At 62.8% G+C, this 19,600-nt stretch carries 14 protein-coding genes; 5 read left to right on the top strand and 9 right to left on the bottom strand.

Translation table 11 applies throughout. From position 1 onward, the window contains the following. The first annotated feature begins 159 nt into the window (after nt 1-159). On the top strand, nt 160-1,308 hold the full coding sequence (locus tag BQ8794_RS26260; protein WP_077381474.1) for an amidohydrolase: 1,149 nt from the start codon (nt 160-162) through the stop codon (nt 1,306-1,308). Nucleotides 1,309-1,327: 19 nt separating this feature from the next. On the opposite strand, the gene BQ8794_RS26255 is transcribed toward BQ8794_RS26260, so the two are convergent. The 3 genes from BQ8794_RS26255 to BQ8794_RS26245 form a co-directional block, all read right to left on the bottom strand. Then, nucleotides 1,328-2,182, bottom strand: a complete 855-nt coding sequence (locus BQ8794_RS26255; protein ID WP_077381473.1) for a COG3904 family protein — start codon at nt 2,180-2,182, stop codon at nt 1,328-1,330. 142 nt (nt 2,183-2,324) lie between these two features. Then, complete coding sequence (locus BQ8794_RS26250) at nt 2,325-2,588, bottom strand: PhzF family phenazine biosynthesis protein (RefSeq protein ID WP_077381472.1); 264 nt, start codon at nt 2,586-2,588, stop codon at nt 2,325-2,327. Between the two features lie 52 nt (nt 2,589-2,640). Continuing rightward, on the bottom strand, nt 2,641-2,994 hold the full coding sequence (locus tag BQ8794_RS26245) for a VOC family protein (protein ID WP_077381471.1): 354 nt from the start codon (nt 2,992-2,994) through the stop codon (nt 2,641-2,643). Between the two features lie 224 nt (nt 2,995-3,218). Between BQ8794_RS26245 and BQ8794_RS26240 the strand changes: the two genes are divergently transcribed. The 4 genes from BQ8794_RS26240 (at nt 3,219) to BQ8794_RS26220 (ending at nt 10,285) form a co-directional block, all read left to right on the top strand. Then, nucleotides 3,219-3,827, top strand: a complete 609-nt coding sequence (locus BQ8794_RS26240; RefSeq protein ID WP_077381470.1) for a TetR/AcrR family transcriptional regulator — start codon at nt 3,219-3,221, stop codon at nt 3,825-3,827. A 71-nt stretch (nt 3,828-3,898) separates the two neighbouring features. Continuing rightward, the gene (locus BQ8794_RS26235; protein ID WP_244555119.1) at nt 3,899-5,038 is read left to right on the top strand and encodes an efflux RND transporter periplasmic adaptor subunit; all 1,140 of its coding nucleotides are present in this window, start codon (nt 3,899-3,901) and stop codon (nt 5,036-5,038) included. A 248-nt stretch (nt 5,039-5,286) separates the two neighbouring features. Next, entirely contained in the window at nt 5,287-8,442 is a 3,156-nt protein-coding gene (locus tag BQ8794_RS26230) for an efflux RND transporter permease subunit (protein ID WP_077381469.1), read from the top strand. A gap of 349 nt (nt 8,443-8,791) precedes the next feature. Then, a complete protein-coding gene (locus tag BQ8794_RS26220; RefSeq protein ID WP_077381468.1) occupies nt 8,792-10,285 on the top strand; it encodes an aldehyde dehydrogenase family protein in 1,494 nt (497 codons plus the stop codon). A 106-nt stretch (nt 10,286-10,391) separates the two neighbouring features. Here the strand turns inward: BQ8794_RS26220 and BQ8794_RS26215 are convergent, their stop codons facing one another. The 6 genes from BQ8794_RS26215 to BQ8794_RS26185 form a co-directional block, all read right to left on the bottom strand. Beyond that, nucleotides 10,392-10,706 carry a putative quinol monooxygenase gene (locus BQ8794_RS26215; protein ID WP_077381467.1) on the bottom strand — a complete coding sequence of 105 codons (315 nt, stop codon included), beginning with the start codon at nt 10,704-10,706 and terminating at the stop codon, nt 10,392-10,394. Nucleotides 10,707-10,789: 83 nt separating this feature from the next. Continuing rightward, entirely contained in the window at nt 10,790-10,996 is a 207-nt protein-coding gene (locus BQ8794_RS36780) for a GDCCVxC domain-containing (seleno)protein (protein ID WP_077381466.1), read from the bottom strand. Between the two features lie 191 nt (nt 10,997-11,187). Continuing rightward, the gene (locus BQ8794_RS26200) at nt 11,188-12,897 is read right to left on the bottom strand and encodes a trimethylamine N-oxide permease (RefSeq protein WP_077381465.1); all 1,710 of its coding nucleotides are present in this window, start codon (nt 12,895-12,897) and stop codon (nt 11,188-11,190) included. Between the two features lie 286 nt (nt 12,898-13,183). Continuing rightward, nucleotides 13,184-15,553 (bottom strand): trimethylamine N-oxide demethylase, encoded by a 2,370-nt coding sequence (locus BQ8794_RS26195; protein WP_077381704.1) that lies wholly within the window; start codon nt 15,551-15,553, stop codon nt 13,184-13,186. Nucleotides 15,554-15,912: 359 nt separating this feature from the next. Then, nucleotides 15,913-16,542 (bottom strand): sarcosine oxidase subunit gamma, encoded by a 630-nt coding sequence (locus tag BQ8794_RS26190; protein WP_077381703.1) that lies wholly within the window; start codon nt 16,540-16,542, stop codon nt 15,913-15,915. Beyond that, nucleotides 16,535-19,513: a sarcosine oxidase subunit alpha gene (locus tag BQ8794_RS26185; RefSeq protein WP_077381702.1), complete on the bottom strand. Its 2,979-nt coding sequence runs from the start codon at nt 19,511-19,513 to the stop codon at nt 16,535-16,537. Before BQ8794_RS26185 ends, BQ8794_RS26190 begins: the two co-directional genes overlap by 8 nt. Nucleotides 19,514-19,600: the final 87 nt, after the last annotated feature.

The raw sequence follows: 19,600 nt of genomic DNA, 5'->3' as shown, positions 1-19,600 counted from the left end.
AATCGGCACCGATGGTGCGCCACTTTCAGCGCTAGAGCGGTTCAGCTTTTGATAGAATCGCCGAGCCGCTCTATCTCTTTGTTTTGACGCAATTCCGGACGGAAAACCGTTTCACACGTTTCCTGGAATTGCTCTAGCGCCAAGCAGAGCAGGAAAAACATGACCCTGACCAATCGAGACATTGTCGAGCTGACGGCATGGCGCCGCAGGCTGCACCAGCATCCGGAAATCTCGAATGAGGAAGAGAAGACCGCGAGCGAGGTTGTCGACTTCCTCGCCGACACAGCGCCGGACAAGGTGCTGACCGGATTGGGCGGCCACGGTGTGGCGGCGGTATATGAAAGCGGCAAAGCCGGTCCGACAGTCCTGTTCCGGTCGGAACTCGATGCGCTGCCGATTTATGAGCTTTCAGGCGTTTCTCATTCGTCGCTCGTACCGGGAAAGTCGCATATGTGCGGCCATGACGGACATACCGCGATCCTCGCCGCACTTGGCCGCCAGTTCGGGCGCGAAAGACCTGCCCGCGGCCGCGTCGTGCTGATGTTCCAGCCGGCGGAAGAAACCGGCAATGGCGCGGCCGGCGTCGTCGCCGATCCGCGCTTTTCCGAGATCGCGCCGGATTTGGCCTTCTCGCTGCACAATTTGCCCGGTGTGCCGTTCGGTGAGGTGCGTATCAAACCCGGCGTGGTCAACTGTGCTTCACGCGGCATGCGGATATTGCTGGAGGGCAAGACCGCGCATTCGTCGATGCCCGAAACGGGTGTCTCGCCAATGATGGCGGTCAGCCAGCTGATGCCGGCACTGCCCGCGCTCGGGCGCGGAACCTTCGCTGACGACGATTTCAGTATGGTGACCGTCACCCATGCCCTGATGGGCGAAGCCGTGTTCGGCATTGCGCCGGGAATTGCAGAAGTGTGGGCGACGCTGCGCACAAGGCGCGATGAGAGCATGGCGGACCTGTGCGCCGCCGCGGAAGCGCTGGTGGAAAAGATCGCGGGAGAGCATCGGCTTTCGGCCCGCTACGACTATCACGAGATCTTCGTTGCCAGCGTCAACGCGCCGGATGCCGTGGAACATCTGCAGCGCGCGCTCGACGAAGAAGGCGTGCCACGCACAGAGGAAGCCCTGCCGATGCGCGCTTCGGAAGATTTCGGCGTGTTCGGACATAGCGCAGCGTCCGCCATGTTCTTCCTCGGTGCCGGCGAGCGGTACCCTGCGCTGCACAACCCCGACTATGACTTTCCAGACGACCTGATCCCGATCGGATCCAGAATATTCATGCGCACGGCGCGCAACCTTCTGGGCTGATTGGCTCCCGGGTGGCCGCCTATTTGAGCAAAATCTCGATCTCAGGCGGGATATTAATGACGTCGCCCGGTTCGTCATCGGTTCCACCAATGACGTAGCCCGGTTCGTCCGAGTATGAGAAGACTTTCGTAATGATGCCTGATTTGAGCGCTTCAGCGCTCCATACGTTATAGAGGCCCTCCGGCGTTGCCATGCCCATCATCACGAACACGTCGCCGCTGCGGACGCCCATTTCGTCGAAATAGTCGGAAAGCATCCGCTTCAGGGCCGGGTCAGGCCTCGTAGAAATTTCATCGAGGTTTCTGCGTCCCGTCGGCGTAGGCGCACTTTTCCTGCCGTCCGTTATTTGATGGAGGGCGATCCTGGCATTGACAGCCGCGGCGCGGACATGCCCCCCAGCCAAGGCGAAGGGGCAAGCCGAGAAACAGTACGCCCCGCCTGCGTGAACTTCGCCTTCCGACCAGCCGTTCTTGACGATCTTTTCGGGACAGCGCGGCACCAGCATCGGGCAGCCGTTCAACACCGTTCTGCCCACCGCGGTTTCGAGGCCAGCGGCCCGGATCATGCGTCCAATCCAAAGCGCCGAAGCCACGTTCCCCCCGCCAGACTGAAACACGACGGGAAGCCTTTGGCCCTTCAGCTTGGTCAGAAACTGCTCAAATTGTCTGCCAGTGTCAGCTGTTATCGTGCCCTCGGCAGAAATCCATTGGACGCAGCTTACCTTGCAATCGCCGTTCCGAACCAGAGCGAAATTCATCGGCCACGCTTCGGGTGTCTTCTGCTTTGCGCCGGCCGAAGCGGTAGCAACCAAGGCCACAAGTAAACCTGCGACGATGAAGCAGAATGTCATCAGCAGACCCAGGCGAGTTGTCATGATGAAAAGCCCCCCAACAGCAGAATAATTGCTATCGCCTCGGGCCCCTCTGACACAACCTCTTTTATATCTTCGGCGGCAGGGGCGCGCATCCGTTGCGCAAGCCCGGGGACCTCAGGCACCACACGCTGATCCGCGACGGCTATCGGATCGACTGGGCGGTGTTGTGGCCGCCTGCGCCGAAAACCTCTACGCCTTTCGGCGTGAAAGAGCGCAATTTCCAATCGGCGTCCGCCCGGGTCGCCGGTAGGACAAAAGTGGTCTCGGACTGGTTGAACTCACGGGCAATGTTCTGCATCAGCTCGAGCGCCAACTCGGCACCGCAATCGACCACCGCCAGTGAATTGCCGGTCAGCGGCTCTACCGCGAAGACATCGACGAAATGAAATGGGATTGTTCTGCTCATGGTTTTCCTCCGGGAACCGCAATTGGGCCCGTGCAGTATTGCAGAACAATCCCTACCGAAGATGCGAGAGCACGTTGAGCAGCTTGCCGGTCGGGTCGGCAATGAAGAAGCGTCTTACGCCCCACGGTTCGTCGGTCAAATCATGGACCACTCTGCAACCGATCTCGTTCGCGCGAAGATAAACCGCGTCGACATTGTCGACCTCGATCGACAGATCAGGCACCGGGGTGCCTGAGCCGCCCTCGCTGGCGATGCTGATCTGGGGGACGGTGGTTTCGCTGGACGCCAGCGTGACGAGCCACCCGTGATCCATGACGGCATCGAGCCCGAACAAGTCGGTATAGAACTTCCGAACATCCGGAATGCTGTCTGTTGCGATATTCGAGACGATGCGCAGCACGGTCATTCCATATCTCCTTCACAGCTTGCCATATCTCCACAGCCTGGATGGTAACGCATAGCTGCGCGCTGCGGAGCACGTCTCGTTAACGCTGTTCACGCCCAGGTTGTGCCAACAGATGTCACTGGTCGCCCAACATAGGTAACATCACCTGTTGACAGGCGGGCGATTTCGAATTACGAGTGACGAAATTCAAAATTCGTCACTCGTAATGAGCTAAATGAAACATGATGTATGACACCCTCGACACGACGGCTGACCTGGTCCGGCAGGAGAATGTCGCGCGCATCCTCGATTGCGCAGAGCGACTGTTCCGCCACTACGGCTATGGCAAGACCAATGTCGCCGACATTGCCCGTGAACTCGGCATGTCGACGGCCAACATCTACCGTTTCTTCGCCTCCAAGGTTGAGATCCACCAGGCCGTTTGTGGCCGCATGCTCGCTACCTGCTACCAACTGACCTACGACGCCTGCCATAGTCCCGGAACGGCCAGCGAAAGGCTGCGCCGCTACGTGCAAACCCATTATCAGTGGACCCGCGACACCATGCTCGACCAGGAGAAGGTGCACGAAATGGTCGTCGTCGCCATCGAGCGCGATTGGCATGTCATCGAGAAGCATATCGACAGGATCCGCGGCTTGGTCGAGGAGGTGATCCGTGAGGGAATCGCGGCCGGCGAGTTTGCCGACCAGGACCCGGAAGTCGCTTCGCGGTGTTTCGGCGCCGCTATCATCACCCTGTGTCACCCGCAGATGGTCGCCCAGTGCCTTGCCAAGAACAACCGGGCGATGCCGGACGAGCTAATCGAGTTTGCCATCAGGGCTTTGAAGAAATGACCGGCGTCCGCCGGGCGTCGACAATCCATCTCCAGTTCGGGAGTACGCAAGTGTCTTTGTCCAAATCCATCATGAACAGGCTGCCGGCCATTGGTCCGGCTCTGGTCGTCGTCGCGGCGCTTGGGCTCGCCGGTTGCTCGCAAGAAAAAGTGGAAGTCAAGGACATCGTCCGGCCGGTCAAGGTCGTCGAGATCGCCAAGGCGAACGATACCCGTGAGCTCTCCTACTCCGGATCGGTGCGCGCCCGCACCGAGATGAATCTCGGGTTCCGCATCAATGGCAAGATCACCGAGCGCCTGGTCGACATCGGCCAGCGCGTGAAGCCGGGCGACGTTCTGGCCCGCATCGATCCCGCCGACTACGACCTTTCCGTCAACAGTGCCGAGGCCAGCCTCGAGGCCGCCGAGCGGCAGGTCGAGACAACGGGCCTTGCCCGCCGTCGTGCCGAACAGCTGTTTGCCAAGAAGTTCGCCTCGAAATCGCAGCTCGAACAGGCGACGCTCAGCTATGATCAGGCGGTCGCCACCCGCAATTCCACCCGCTCAGCGCTTGACCAGGCGAAGAACCAGGTCCTCTACACCGACCTCAAGGCGGACAGGAACGGCATCGTCACGTCAGTCACCGCCGATGTCGGTCAGGTGGTCGGCTCCGGCACGCCGGTTGTGACCGTTGCCGTCGATGGCGAAAAGGAAGTGCTGATCGCCGTGCCGGAAACGGATATCGCCCAGTTCAAGCCGGGCAAGGACGTCAAGGCAAGCTTCTGGTCCGACGAAGCGCTGACGCTCGACGGCAAGGTCCGTGAAGTCGCCGGCAGCGCCGATCAGCAGTCGCGTACCTTTGCCGTTCGCGTCAGCCTGCCCAACGATCCGCGCGTGCTTCTCGGCATGACCGCGAATATCGAGGCTTCGGTCGCCAACAACAGCCTGCAAAGCGTATCGATCCCGTTGAGCGCGCTGGCGCAAAAGGGCGGCCAGCAGATCGTCTGGACCGTGGACCGCAGCGGCGAGACCGTCCATGCGCGTCCGATCAAGGTCGCCGAGTTCACCGCCGACGGCGTGCATGTTGCCGAAGGATTGAAACCCGGCGATGTCGTCGTTGCGGCGGGCACGCAATTCATGACCGAAAATCTGAAGGTCAAGCTGGCTGGCGATGCGGTGCAACAGTCCGCATCGGCGGACCATGATGGCTACGCCGTCAAGCGCGTGCGCTGACGGCCAGGCATAAAACGGCTTTTTCTCGCATCGGCGCAAGCCGCGAGGTCAAGCGGTTCACGGTTTCCGGGCGGCAGGCGCCCGATTGTCGAGACGTCAGGTCGATGTAACCCCCCACATCGATCCTTGCGCCCCACCGCGATGAGTGTCTCTCCGCTCGGAAAGCCTCGCCGCCCGGAAGCCAGTATTAGAAGCTCCGTGGGCATGCCATGTGCGTGCGCTGACGATCAGACAGATGGACTGGCGCTATGACCACCGACACCACCGACACCCATGAAAAACGGCCCTTCAATCTTTCGCGCTGGGCGATCGGGCACCCGAGCATTGCGCGGTTCCTGTTCGGCCTGATCATCGTTGCCGGTGCGCTCGGCCTGATGCGCATGGGCCAGAAGGAAGATCCGGATTTCACCTTCCGCATCATGGTCGTCCAGGCGGTCTGGCCCGGTGCCTCGATCCAGGAGATGGAGGACCAGGTCGTCAACAAGATCGAGCGCAAGCTGCAGGAAACGCCGCATCTCGATTTCGTCCGTTCCTATACGCGCGCCGGCAGCGCCATCATCACCTTGCAGGTGGAAGGCGACACCAATCCGACGCAGGTCGCGGATGCCTTTTACCAGGTACGCAAGAAGGTCGGCGATATCGCCAATGAGCTGCCCCAGGGGCTGCTTGGGCCCTATTTTAACGACGAATTCGGCGACACGTTCATCACCTTGCATTCGATCAGCGGCGACGGCTACAGCTATCCCGAACTGAAGAAATTGGCCATCCAGGCGCGTGACATGCTGCTGACCACGCCCGGCGTGGAGAAGGCCGTGATCATCGGCGACCAGCCGGAAAAACTCTATATCGACGTTTCGTCCAAGGTGCTTGCCGAGCGCGGCCTGACGCTCACCGATCTGCAGAACGCGATCAAGGGCCAGAACAATGTCGATCCGGCAGGCTCGGTCGACACCGGCCAGCGCTCTGTGCGCATCTCGGTCGAGGGCAGCGTGACGGAGGCGGCCGACATCCGCGAACTTCGCCTGCGCGCCGGCAACCAGGTGACGCGCCTCGGCGACATCGCAACCGTGACCACAGGTCTCGAGGATCCCTATCAGCGCAAATACCGCTTCAACGGCCACGACAGTGTCCAGGTCGGCGTCGTCATGGCCAAGGGCTTCAACGTCACCGATGTCGGCAAGGAGGTCGAGGCGACCTATCACCGCTTCGAAGAGGCCTTGCCCTACGGCGTTTCGGTCGATCAGATCGCCGACCAGCCGGAAGTCGTGCGGGACGCGGTGAACGAGTTCATGACGGCGCTCGGCGAGGCGCTGCTGATCGTGCTTGTCGTTTCGTTCTTGACGATCGGCTGGCGTTCGGGCCTGGTGATCGCAATCACCATTCCGCTCGTTCTGGCCGCCACCTTCGCCATCATGTACGAGATCGGCATCGATCTGCAGCGCATTTCGCTTGGCGCGCTGATCATCGCGCTCGGCCTGCTTGTCGACGATGCGATGATCGTCGTCGAAATGATGGAACGCAAGCTCGAGGAAGGGATGGTCAAGATCGAGGCGGCGAGCTTCGCTTACACCTCGACGGCCTTCCCGATGCTGACCGGCACGCTGATCACCACCGCCGGCTTCATCCCGGTCGGCTTCGCGGCTTCGACAGCCGGTGAATATGTGCGCACGCTGTTCTACGTCGTCGGCATCGCGCTGGTCGTCTCCTGGTTCGTGGCGGTCTACTTCACGCCGTGGCTTGGTCATATGATCCTCAAGCAGCGAAAACACGCCGGCAGCCATCACGATGTCTTCGACACGCGCTTTTATCGCCGGCTTCGCGCCACCGTCAGCTGGTCCGTCCGCCACCGCATCATCGTGCTGGTCATGACGCTGGTCACCTTCGTCACCAGCCTGTGGGCGTTCCAGTTCATCCCGCAGAATTTCTTCCCGCAGTCGTCGCGTCCGGAAATCCTTGTCGACCTCTGGCTGCCGGAAGGCACCAGCATCGAGGAAGTCGAGACGCAGGCCAAGGCGCTCGAAACCAGGATGATGGACGACAAGGACAAGCGCTTCATCGCCACCTATATCGGCGAGGGCGCGCCGCGCTTCTTCCTGCCGCTCGACCAGCAGCTTCGCAATCCGAATTTTGCCCAGCTTTTGGTGATGGCCAATGACGAACCGGCTCGCGAGCGGCTGATCGTCAAGCTGCGCACCATTCTGGCCGAGGATTTCCCGTCGGTCCGCGCCAAGGTCGACCGCCTGTTCCTTGGGCCGCCCACCGGCTGGCCGGTGCAGATGCGCGTCATGGGCCCGGATCGCCAGGAGGTGCGCCGCATCGCCGACGAGGTGAAGGCGAAGTTCCAGGCAAATCCGGTGCTCGGCGCCGTCCACGACGACTGGCTGGAGCCGGTGCCGGAGATGAAGCTGGTGATCGACCAGGATCGCGCCCGTGCGCTCGGCGTCACCTCGCAGCGCATCCGTCAGATGCTGCAGGCGACCATGTCGGGAGCGCCGCTCGATGATTTCCGCGACGGCGAGGAGACGGTTTCGATCGTCGCCCGGGAACCGGCGGCAAGCCGCCACCTGCTGTCGGCGGTCGACTCGATCTCTGTCCCGACGGATTTCGGTGGCTTCGTGCCGCTGTCGCAGGTCGCCAAGGTCGTCCCGGTGCTGGAGCAAGGTGTCGAATGGCGGCGCGACCGCCTGCCGACCATCAGCGTGCGCGCCACGCTGCCGGACGGCGTGCAGTCGAACGATGTCGTCATGAAGATGTACAGCGAGATGCAAGGCCTGCGCGACGGTCTGGCGCCTGGCTACAACATCGAGATCCAGGGCGGCGCCGAGGATTCGGCCGAAAGCCAGGCCTCGATTGCTGCGAAAGCGCCAATCATGCTGGCCGTCATCGTCGTGCTGCTGATGATCCAGCTGCAGCATTTCGGCAAGGCGATGCTGGTGCTGGCGACCGGTCCGCTCGGCATCATCGGTGCTGCGGCGGCACTTTTGATCAGTGGCGCACCGTTCGGCTTCGTCGCCATTCTCGGCGTCATCGCGCTGCTTGGCATCATCATGCGCAACTCGATCATCCTGGTCGACCAGATCGACCAGGACATCGCAGCCGGCATGGAACGCTCGGAGGCCATCATCGGCTCGGCAGTCCGCCGATTCCGGCCGATCATGCTGACGGCGTTGACGGCGGTCCTGGCGCTGATCCCGATCTCGCGCGGCGTCTTCTGGGGTCCGCTCGCCTATGCCATGATGGGCGGCATCCTCATTGCCACGGTGCTGACTATCCTCGTCCTTCCGGCAGGCTATGCCTTGTTCTTCGGCAGGGAGCGCAAGAAGGTCGAGGACGCGGAGCCGGCCGCCGAGCCGAAACTGGCGGAAAACGATGACCAGCCGCAACTGCCCCTGGCGGCCGAATAGGGTCGAGGCAATCGCGCAAGGTCGGCGCCGCCCCTCATCTGGCTGCCGCCATCTTCTCCCCGTATAGTGACGGGGAGAAGGGCGCCTTCGCAAAAGATTTCGCCAATAACCAGCGCTGCAAAAAAAGCGCCGAGCGTGCGGCCAGCCCCTTCTCCCCGTCACTATACGGGGAGAGTGCCCGGCAGGGCGATGAGGGGCGGCGCCGAAATCGACAATTAATCTCAAGTGATTTGTGCTTGGCGCTGATCTCGCCTGGAGCACAAATCCGTTACAGATCACCCACGGAGTCGATACAACGGTACCGCTGGTTTAAACCGAGAGAGGCTACCGCGCGCCGGAGGAGGACGTCATGACCGTAGCTCAGACACCGGTGGCGCTGCGCCGGCCGATCGACGGACGCCACCGCCAGATGTTCGTCGATGGCGCCTGGGTTGACGCCCGCTCGGGCCGCACCATGGAGACCCGCAATCCGGCCACAGGCGCGGTCATTGCCACGGTGCCGCGCGGCGACCGCCAGGACGTCGAGCTGGCGGTAGCCGCAGCGCGCAGGGCCTTCGACGGGCCGTGGAGCCGGTACAAGCCCTATGAGCGGCAGGTGCTGCTGCTCAGGATCGCCGATCTCTTCGAAAAGCACTGGGAGGAGATCAGCCGCTCGGACACCACCGACATGGGCATGCCGATCGTGCGCACCCTGGCCAACCGCAATCGTGTCATCGGCATGCTGCGCTATTACGCCGGCATGGCGACGTCCCTGCATGGCGAGACGATCGAGAACTCGCTGCCCGGCGAAATCGTTTCCTTCACCCGCAAGGAGCCGGTCGGCGTCGTCGGCGCCATCATCCCGTGGAACGCACCGACGGCGGCTTCGATCTGGAAGATCGGACCGGCGCTGGCGACCGGCTGCACGGTGGTGCTGAAACCGTCGGAAGAGGCGCCGCTGACGCCGCTTCTGATCGCCGACCTCATGAACGAGGCCGGCGTTCCGCCAGGCGTCGTCAACATCGTGACCGGCCACGGCGCCGAGGCAGGCGCCGCACTTGCCGAGCATATGGGCGTCGACAAGATCGTCTTCACCGGCTCGACGGCAACCGGCCAGTCGATCGTCCGCGCCTCGGCCGGCAACCTCAAGCGCGTCTCGCTGGAGCTTGGCGGCAAGTCGCCGGTCATCGTCTGCGCCGACGCCGATCTCGACAAAGCGGTGCCGGTGGCGGCGATGTCGGTGTTCGCCAATTCCGGCCAGATCTGCATCGCCGGCTCGCGCCTGTTCGTCGAACGCTCCGTCCATGACGAGTTCGTCGAGCGGCTGGCGACCTATGCCAAGGGTCTCAGGATCGGCGACGGCATCGATCCGGCGACCGAGATCGGCCCACTCGTCTCCGAAAAGCAGCTGCAACGGGTCGCCTCCTATCTCCAGGCCGGCGCAGCGGAGGGCGCGACCCTCGTCACCGGCGGTCAACGCCTGATGGAAGGTGCGCTGGCCGCCGGCAATTTCGTCGCGCCGACCGTCTTTGCCGGTGTCTCTGACGACATGAGGATCGCGCGCGAGGAGATCTTCGGGCCGGTGATTTCGGTGCTGCCGTTCGATACGCTCGATGAGGCGGTCGAGCGCGCCAACAACACGCCCTACGGTCTTGCTGCCGGGGTCTTCACCCGCAATGTCGCCACCGCCCACCAGCTGTCGCGAAAAATCCGTGCCGGCTCGGTCTGGGTGAACACCTATCACGCCATCGATCCGGCCATGCCCTTCGGCGGCTACAAGATGAGCGGCTACGGCCGCGAGGGCGGCGCCGAGCATCTCGACGAGTATCTCAACACCAAGGGCGTGTTCATCAAGATCGATTGAGCGATCCGCCTGCCAATCCTCAACCGCGGCGCTGACCGCCAAGATGCCGGCAAAGCCTGAAACAAAAAACCCCGCCTCGGCGGCGGGTCGTTGCTCGGGTAGTGTCTCAGTTTGAAATCTGATTTTTCGCTTTGAGCGAGATCGGGTCCGTCTCGATTAGCCGAAGCGATCTCACCATGTCGGCAGTTCGAGTCTTGTAATTGAGAAAATGTGGCGAGGTGAGGTGCGCCTCATAGGCCGCTTGATCAGCGTAGCCTTCAATCACCAGCACCTTATCGCGGCTTCCCTTGACCGACAGCGCGTACAGGAAGATGACCCCAGGTTCTAGCCGCACCGAGGCTTCAATCTCTTCTGATAGGAGTGCGCCGTAAGCCTCGATCTGGTCGGGATCGATCTCCGTTTCTGCTATCCTGACAATCATTCGCTATTCCGCTTCTTGTACCGGTCGCAATGCGCATGACGCGGACGGCGTTGCCGATCACGTCGGCGGGGCGCTTCTGGCCTTTAGATCCGGTTAGCATGGCTACTCTCCTGAAGCGGCGGGCATGGCAGATCGGCATATGAGCAGAAAACGCAGCAATCGCCCGCTAAGGGCTTCAGGAGTACCCTGCAGTTTTTGCATTCGTAGAAGTGAACGCAGGCATCGGTCGGCATCGTTTCCACAGTCTGGTGCCCACAGTCCGGGCAAGTGATGGTGCTCTCATGCTTCATTGCCGCTCCAATGCTTTCCGCTAAGCATATAGGAGTTCGGCCCGGATCGCGACAAGCGCGGCGTCAAATTTCAAACTGAGACACTACCCGACCTCGCGATCGCGAGCTTCTAGTGAGCGAGCTTGCGACGGGCCTCTGGAAGCAAATCGGATCGAGCGCGGCGGTCCGCACTCGATCCTTTCAGGCCGATGTCAGATGACGAACAGCCAGTTGGCGAGCAGCATCACCACGACGCCGGCGATCAACGTCAGGTAGGGCAGGATGCCCGCCTTTCTGACGGCGAGATCGGACGAAGTCATGCCGAGATCCGCCAGCATGTGGTCGGGGAATTTGCCCTTGTCCTGGATGTAATGCCGGAAGCAGAACACCGGGATGATGAGGGCAGCCGTGATCAGTCCTGCCCACAGCGCCATCGGGTTCCAGATCTTGGCGCCGGCGCCCATGAAGATCATGTTGACATAGGCAAGGATGGCGCCGAGGCCGAGCAGCCAGCTCGGTGCCTTCCACGGCCGCGCGATATGGCCATTGTCGATGCGGTGGATCCAGCCGGCATTGAGGTTGAGGAAGTTGAAGATGATGTAGCCGCAATTCGACACGGCGAGGATGAAGAAGAAGCTGGTCGCGTCGGCCGAGGCGATGGCCAGAACGAACAGATTGAAGATCAGGTCGGTCCACATGGCGCGGGTCGGGGCGCCATGCTCGTTGACGTGGCTGAGATAGCGCGGCAGCCAGCCGTCGACTGAGCCCTGGTAAAGCGTGCGTGAGGACCCCGCCATCGCCGTCATGATGCAGAGCACCAGTGCCAGGATCATCAGCATCACCAGCAGGCTATGGATCAGCTGTCCGCCACCGACCATGCCGGCCAGGGCGTCGGCAACGCCGGAGCCGTCGACGATCGGGGTCGCCAGCATGCCGTTCAAGCCGAGCACGCCCTGGAAGGTGAACGGCACCAGGATGAACAGCAGCATGCACAGCAGGCCGGAATAGAAGATCGCCTTGAAGGTGTCGGTGCCGGGAGTCTTGAACTCGGAGGTGTAACAGACGGCGGTCTCGAAACCGTAGGTCGACCAGGCGGCGATGAACATGCCGCCGAGAACAAGCGTCCAGCCGGCGATGTTCCACGCCCCGGGCTCGGGCGCATAGGCCGCCGCGAGCGGCACCAGCGGCGAGAAATTCGCCCAGTCGATCTGGCCGGTGACGATCGGCACGACGCCGACGATCAGCATCGGAATGATGACGAACAGGCCGATATATTTCTGCACGTTTGCCGTGCCAAGGATGCCGCGATGCTGGATGGAGAAGATGATCAGCATCAGCACTGCGCCGATGAAGAAAGTGGCGTTGACGGTGAAGGAGACCGGGCCAAGCGTGTGACCGTAGAGCGTCCAGTTGCGGATCGCCGGCGTGGCGGCCGCGCTCACCGCCGCGATGGCATCGGCGGCACTCGCTCCGGTATTAGCCGCGATATAGGCGGCGACTTCCGGCGAGGTGTCGGTAAACAGCGGCAGCGGTGCCAGGGCGTTGAGGATGTAGGCGGCGGCGATCGAGCAGCCGAGCGACAGCACCGGCGACCAGGCGAACCAGTTGCACCACACCGAAAGCGGCGCGATGAACTTGGAGTAACGCAGCCAGGCGGTGGCGCCATAGATCGAGGCGCCGCCGGACTTGTTCGGAAACAGGCCGGCGATTTCGGCATAGGTGAAGGATTGCAGGAAGCCCATGATCATGGACACGGTCCAGATCAGGAAGGCCAGCTTGCCGGTCGTGCCGGCAATGCCGCCGATCGAAAACAGGACCAGCGCGGGAACGCCGCTTGCCACCCAGAAGGCGCCGCGCCAATCGATGTTCCGGTGCAGCTTCCCTTCGGTAGGCGGCACCAGGGCAGAGACTATCGTGCTCATATACGTGAATTCCCCATTTTGATGTTCCCCATCGGCGACAGTCGACATTTCGCGATGCGTCACCGACACACGCGTTGAACGACCTCAGGCGTTTTCCGCTCAGTAGTATTTTTTTCTTGGGAGTGAAGATTGACGCGTCACGCTTTCACGTCAAGCGTTTTTGTGAAGCTGTGCACATCGCAAATGTGGAACATGCGCCGACGGCACTCGCCGCCGGCTGATTTCTGGCGAGAAATCGACTTTACATGGGCATGGCTTGTGCCATTCGCGATCCTTAAAACCGGCGTCAGGAGCGCGGTCTGGTCTTTTGCGGGTCGTAATGGGCGAATCCGACGACGCGCGCCGGCAGCCGCTTGCTGTGGCCGTCGAGCTTGCCGATCTCGACCTCGGTGCCGATCGCGGCATGGGTCACGTCGAGCCTGGCCAGCGCTATATTCTTGTTCAGCACGGGCGAGCGCATGCTCGAAGTGACCTCGCCGATCTGGGCGCGGCCGACATGGACGCAATCGCCATGCCCGACCGCAACATTGGCGTCAATATCGAGGCCGACCAGTTTCCTCTGCGGGTTTTCCTTGCGCCGGATCAGCGCCTCGCGGCCGATGAAATCGTCGGTCTTGCTCTTCAGCGGCACGGTGAAGCCGATGCCGGCCTCGAACGGATCGGTCTGGTCGGAAAATTCATAGCCGGCAAAGATCAGCCCCGCCTCGATGCGCACCATGTCGAGCGCCTGCAACCCCATCGGCTTCAAGCCATGCGGCTGGCCGGCCTCCCAGATGGCGTCGAACACCTTTTCGGCGTCGCGCGGATGGCACCAGATTTCGTAGCCGAGTTCGCCGGTGTAGCCGGTGCGCGAGACGACGATTGGAATGCCATTGCCGCCGCCGATGCGGGCAACGGCGAAACGGAACCATTCGAGCTCCTCGATGGACGGCTGCAGCGGCGAGGTCCAGATGATCTCCTTGAGGATGTCGCGGCTCTTCGGCCCCTGCACGGCGGCATTGTGCATCTGGTCGGTCGACGAGCGCACCAGCACGTTGAGGCCGAGGCTCATTGCGGTGTCGCGCAGCCATTCGCCGGAAAGATCGTCGCCGCCGACCCAGCGGAAATTGTCCTTGCCGAGCCTGAGCAGCGTGCCGTCGTCGATCATGCCGCCATGCTCGTAGCACATGGCGGAATAGACCACCTGGCCGACGCCGAGTTTTTTCACGTCGCGGGTCAGCGTGTATTGCAGCAGCGCTTCGGAATCCGGCCCGGTGACCTCGAACTTGCGCAGCGGCGACAGGTCCATGATGACGGCGGCCTCCCGGCAGGCCCAGTATTCGTCGATCGGGTCCTGCCTGGCGAAGGCGTTGGCCAGCCAATAACCCCTGTACTCGACGAAGTTGCGGGTGTGCTTGGCAAAGCTCGAATGAAATGATGTCTCGCGGGTCATTTTCGGTTCCGAATCGGGCGTCATGCGTCTGGCGATCGCTCGCGAGAATTTATGCTTACCGGAATAGGTCCGCACATGGATGTCGGTCAGGTCCCAGCCATTGGCCGGCGTCGTGTCGTCGGGACAGGCGGACGACACGCAAACGATGTCGGTAAGCGCACGCAGCAGCACATAATCGCCCGGCCGCGACCATGGCTCGTCGGATACCATGACGCCATGCGCATCGATCGCCGTATTGAAGAAGAAATTGATCGCCATCCAGCCCGCGCGAGGAGTTACACCCTTGTCCGCGAGCGCGCGGTTGAAATTCTCCGAGCAGTTGGGATGACCGGGATAGCCGATGTCGTCGTAATATTTGGCGGCGCAAGCGAGCGCGAATGCATCGTGCCGGCCGCAAGTGTCCTGCACCACCTCGACCAGCGGCTCCATGTCCTGGTCGTAATATTTCGAATGCAGGCCTGGCATCGGATAGCTCGAACCCATCAGCGTGCGGGTCGTCGTCACGTCGAGCGGATGGTCGCGTCCCTTGTCGAGCTTGCGCGCCGAAAAGCACTGGAAGTCGGTGCATTGGCGCCCGTCGACGTCGATGATCTGCAGATAGTCACCCGCCTTGACGAAGTAGGCCTCCGCGGTCGCCGAATGGACGCGCAAATCGAGCACCGGGTCGGCCAGCGGGTCGCCAAGCCTGGACTTCGCCGCCGGACGGATCGTGGCGCGGCGCACGATGACGCCGAGCGGCGTTGCCGTGTCGTGGCCGTCGACCGGCATCGGCCCGCCTGGGGCAGCGATCAGAATCGAGCCATTGCGGGCAACGGTAAAACCCTGTTCGGTGCCGGCAGGGGTTGCGCCACCGAAGATGCGAACCGCCTTTGCCTGATCGAGCTGCACCTGGCGTCGCTCGAGCCCCCGGCGCAAGGACGCGAGGCTGTCGTCGCCATCGGCCAGCAGCGCCTTGATGCCGGCCGCGTTGCTGTTCGATTTCTCACCGAAAATGCCGGCATCAGTCACGCCGCTCTTGTCCCATGCCAAGAGCTCGCAGGCCTGGCCGCCTTCGACGTTGCGTACGCTGATGGTATCGCCGGCCTCGACATCGATGAGCACCGCGCCATTGCCGTGAACGCAATAGCGCTCCATGCCGGCGGGCAGCGCCATCTGACCGGGCCGCAGGATCAGGCTCGGTCGTGGCGGTCCGGCGGCGACGGCGGGGTAGGGCGACTGGCTCATCTCGACCCGGGTCTCAAGAAACAAGTTTGCCTGTGCGTAAAATTATTTTCGCGGCAAGAATAGGCAGCAAGGCCGGATTTAGCAAGGTGAAGCGTCGTACGCAGCCGCTTGCGGTTAGAATTCGGCTGAGCCCCATCTCCCGGGCGTTCGCGCTGCCCCTCACCTGCCTGCCGGCATCCTCTCCCCGTAAACGGGGCGAGGGGAGCTCTCATTGACGGTTTCGCCAATCACCAACGTTGAAAAAAGGCGCCAGCGTTGCGGTCAGCGTCTTTCTCCCCGTTTACGGGGAGAAATGCCCGGCAGGGCAATGAGGGGCAGCGCCGAGATTTGAAATTGGCCTTTCTCCGGCAAAAGCCGAACTACGCCAGCTCCCCTGAATAGCCGATGTCGACGCCATACTCGGCCGCCGAGTCGAGCATCGTGCGCCACAGGCTTTCGGCGAAACTTGTAAACACCAGAAGATTGAACACCGGCTGCCCATCCGGCCGGTCATTGCCACGCCAGAGATTGACGCTGGTATGGTCGATCGACGTCGCGGCAGCGGCGCCGTTCTTGAACGCCGCCGGGTGCAGGTCGAGCGACGACAATTTCGCCAGCATGGCGCGCGCCTTGGCTCCCGAGACGCTGATCAGGGCGCGCGCATGCGACTGGTCCGACAGCGAGGCGGATTGCGAGAACGCCTGGCTCAAAATGTCGATCGTGTGCTTGCCGCCTTTGGACAGGACGAGGAACTGATCCGGTCCCGACCAGATGAGCGTCACGTCTGAAGCGCTGACGGCCTTCGGCAGATCCGGAGCCGCCATGCCGAAACGGGCTTTGGCGGCGTTTGCCAGTTCCGCCCCTTTGCCGCGCCGCGCCATCACCTGGATCAGGTCGAAATTGCGAACTTCAGTGAGGGAAATGCCCGGCGCGACGTCGCGCGCGCCATGGGCGCCCACGACAAGTGCGTGCTCCAGCGGACTGCGAGAAAGCCACGGAAAGTCAGCCACGCTGGCGCCCTCCATCCGGATCGTAGAAGACGGGATTGCACAGCTCGACGTCATAGTCTTCACCACGCAGAGGGTCATGCGCATGGACGATCTCGCCGATGCGCTCGCGGCCGCGCTCGACAAGCGCCAGCCCTATCCACTGGTCAAGCGTCGGCGAGAAACAGACCGAGGTGACATAGCCCTGGTCGTTGGCGGGACCCGGCGTCTCGCCTTTCGGAATGACATGCGCGCCGGAGCGCAGGCGGCGCGCTCTGTCGGTCGGCTTGATGCCGACCACGACCTGCCGATCCGCTGCGACCAGCGCCTCGCGTCCGGCCATGACGCGGCCGACAAAATCTTTTTTGGTCGACATCATCTTGCCCAAGCCGAGATCGGCCGCGGTCGTCGTGCCGTTCAACTCGGGCCCGGCGACATGGCCCTTTTCGATGCGCATGACGCCGAGCGCCTCGGTGCCGTAGGGTGTGGCGCCGAATTGTTTGCCGGCTAGCATCAGGTTGCGCGCCAGCGCGTCGCCGTAGCGGGCCGGGACGGAGATCTCGAACGCCATCTCGCCGGAGAACGAAATTCGGAACAGCCGCGCCCTGATGCCGCCGCGAAGCGTGACTTGCCGCGCGCCCATGAACGGAACCCCCTCGTTCGAAAGGTCCTCTGACTCATCAGCGATCTGCTTTAGCAACTCCCGCGCGTTCGGCCCGGCGACCGAGAATTGCGCCCATTGGTCGGAGACTGACGTGAGTTGCACGTCGAGTTCTGGGAACAGCACCTGCCGGCAGAATTCGAGATGCTGCATCACCGGGCCGGCCTTGGCGGTCGTGGTGGTCAGGAAATAGTGATCCTCGGCCAGCCGCGACGTGGTGCCGTCGTCATAGACCATGCCGTCCTCGCGCAGCATCAGCCCATAGCGGGCCTTTCCCACTGCAAGGTTGGAGAAGGTGTTGATGTAGACGCGGTCGAGGAAGGCGCCGGCATCCGGTCCGTGCACGTCGATCTTGCCGAGCGTCGACACGTCGCAAAAGCCGACGCCGCCGCGCACCGCCTTGACCTCGCGGATGACCGTTTCCAGCCAGTCCTTCTCGCCGGCGTGCGGATACCATTGCGCCCGCTTCCACAAGCCGGTGTCGACGAACACCGCGCCCTGTTCGGCTGCCCAGTGGTGAGACGGCGTCAGCCTTGTCGCATGGAAGTTTTCGTCGCGATGATGGCCGGCAAAGGCGCCGATGGCGACCGGCACATAGGGCGGACGGTAGATCGTCGTGCCGGTCTCGGGAATGGATTTGCCTGATAGCGCCGCCATGATGGCGAGGCCGGCGACATTCGAGGTCTTGCCCTGGTCGGTCGCCATGCCGAGCGTCGTATAGCGCTTCAGGTGCTCGACCGATTCAAAGCCTTCGCGCTGCGCCAGTTCGATGTCCGCAGCGGTGACGTCGTGCTGGTAGTCGACAAAGGCTTTGCCTTTGCCGGCAACCTGCCAGAGCGGGGTCAGCGAAAAATCCTCGTCGTCGGCGACTGGCGGCGTGCCGGCGCTGCCGCTGTGCCCGGCGCTCTGAGCCGCTGCCGCACCGGCGGCAAACCCTTGGCGCAGGCAGGCGCCGAGGCCGAAGCCGCCGTTGGCGGCACCGGCGGCCATCATGCCGGGAGGGGCGCCGTCCGGCACGAAGGCCGATATATCGTCCTGCCATTTCGGCCGGCCGCGATGGTAGGAAGTCAGCCCGACCGCCGGGTTCCAGCCGCCGGAAACGGCAAGCCCGTCGGCTTCGACCTCGGCGCGTGCGCCGCCTGCCAGCGATATCGAGATTTTCCTGACACCGTCCTCGCCGCCGTCCACCCCGCTGACGAAACCGTTCAAGACGGCAAAGCCGGTTTTGGCGGCAAGCGCGCGATGCGCGGCGGATACGTCCGGACGCGCATCGACGACGGCAGCGATCTGCAATCCGGCGCCGAGTGCCGCCTCGACCGTGCGCCAGCCATCCTCATTGTTGGTAAACAGCGCAATCCTCTTCGCCGGGGTTGCCGCATAGCGCGCGATATAGGTCCGCATCGCCGAAGCCATCATCACGCCGGGCGTGTCGTTGCCGGCAAAGACGATCGGCCGTTCGATGGCGCCGGCGGCAACAATCGAGCGCTTTGCCACGATCCGCCACAGCCGCTGGCGCACCTGATGTTCGGGCGGCGAGGGCAGGTGGTCGTTAACCCGTTCGATCGCGCCATAGGTGCCGCCGTCATAGACGCCGAACAGCGTCGTGCGGGTCATGATGCGGACGTCCGGCAGCGAGGCGAGTTCGGCCAGCGTGCGCGAAATCCATTCGGCTGCGGGCATGCCGTCGATCATGCCGCCATCGGCAAGCAGGCGGCCGCCAAGCGCAAAATCTTCCTCGCACAGGATGACGCGGGCACCAGATCGGCCGGCGGCGAGCGCTGCCGCCAGCCCGGCTGGGCCGGAACCGGCGATCAGCACGTCGCAATGCGCCCAGGCCTTGTCGTAATGGTCGGGATCGGCAGCGCCAGCGGCGCGGCCGAGACCGGCGGCGCGGCGGATCGCCGGCTCGTAGACCGCTTCCCAGAATTTTGCCGGCCACATGAAGGTCTTGTAGTAGAAGCCGGCGACGAAAATCGGTGAGAACAGCTGGTTGACCGCCATCAGATCGTGGCGCAGCGACGGCCAGCGGTTCTGACTGGCGGCTTCCAGACCGTCATAAAGTTCTGCCGTGGTCGCCTTGGTGTTCGGCTCGCGGCGCGCCCCCGTGCGCAATTCGACCAGCGCATTGGGTTCTTCCGAGCCCGCGGTCAGGAAGCCGCGCGGCCGGTGGTATTTGAACGAGCGGCCGACCAGCTTGACGCCATTGGCGATCAGCGCCGAGGCGAGCGTGTCGCCCTGGAAGCCGGCAAAGGTTTTGCCGTCGAAGCGAAAGTTCAGCGGCGCCGAGCGGTCGATGAGACCGCCCGATGCAAGGCGATGGGACTGGCTGGTGATCACGGTTGCCGGCCTTCCGTCGCTTTGACGTCATGCAGGAACGCCGCGCTGCCCCTCATCGCCCTGCCGGGCACTTCTCCCCGTATA

The organism is Mesorhizobium prunaredense, assembly GCF_900156895.1.
Classification (GTDB): Bacteria; Pseudomonadota; Alphaproteobacteria; order Rhizobiales; family Rhizobiaceae; genus Mesorhizobium; species Mesorhizobium prunaredense.
This window is presented reverse-complemented; position numbering and strand designations above follow the sequence as displayed.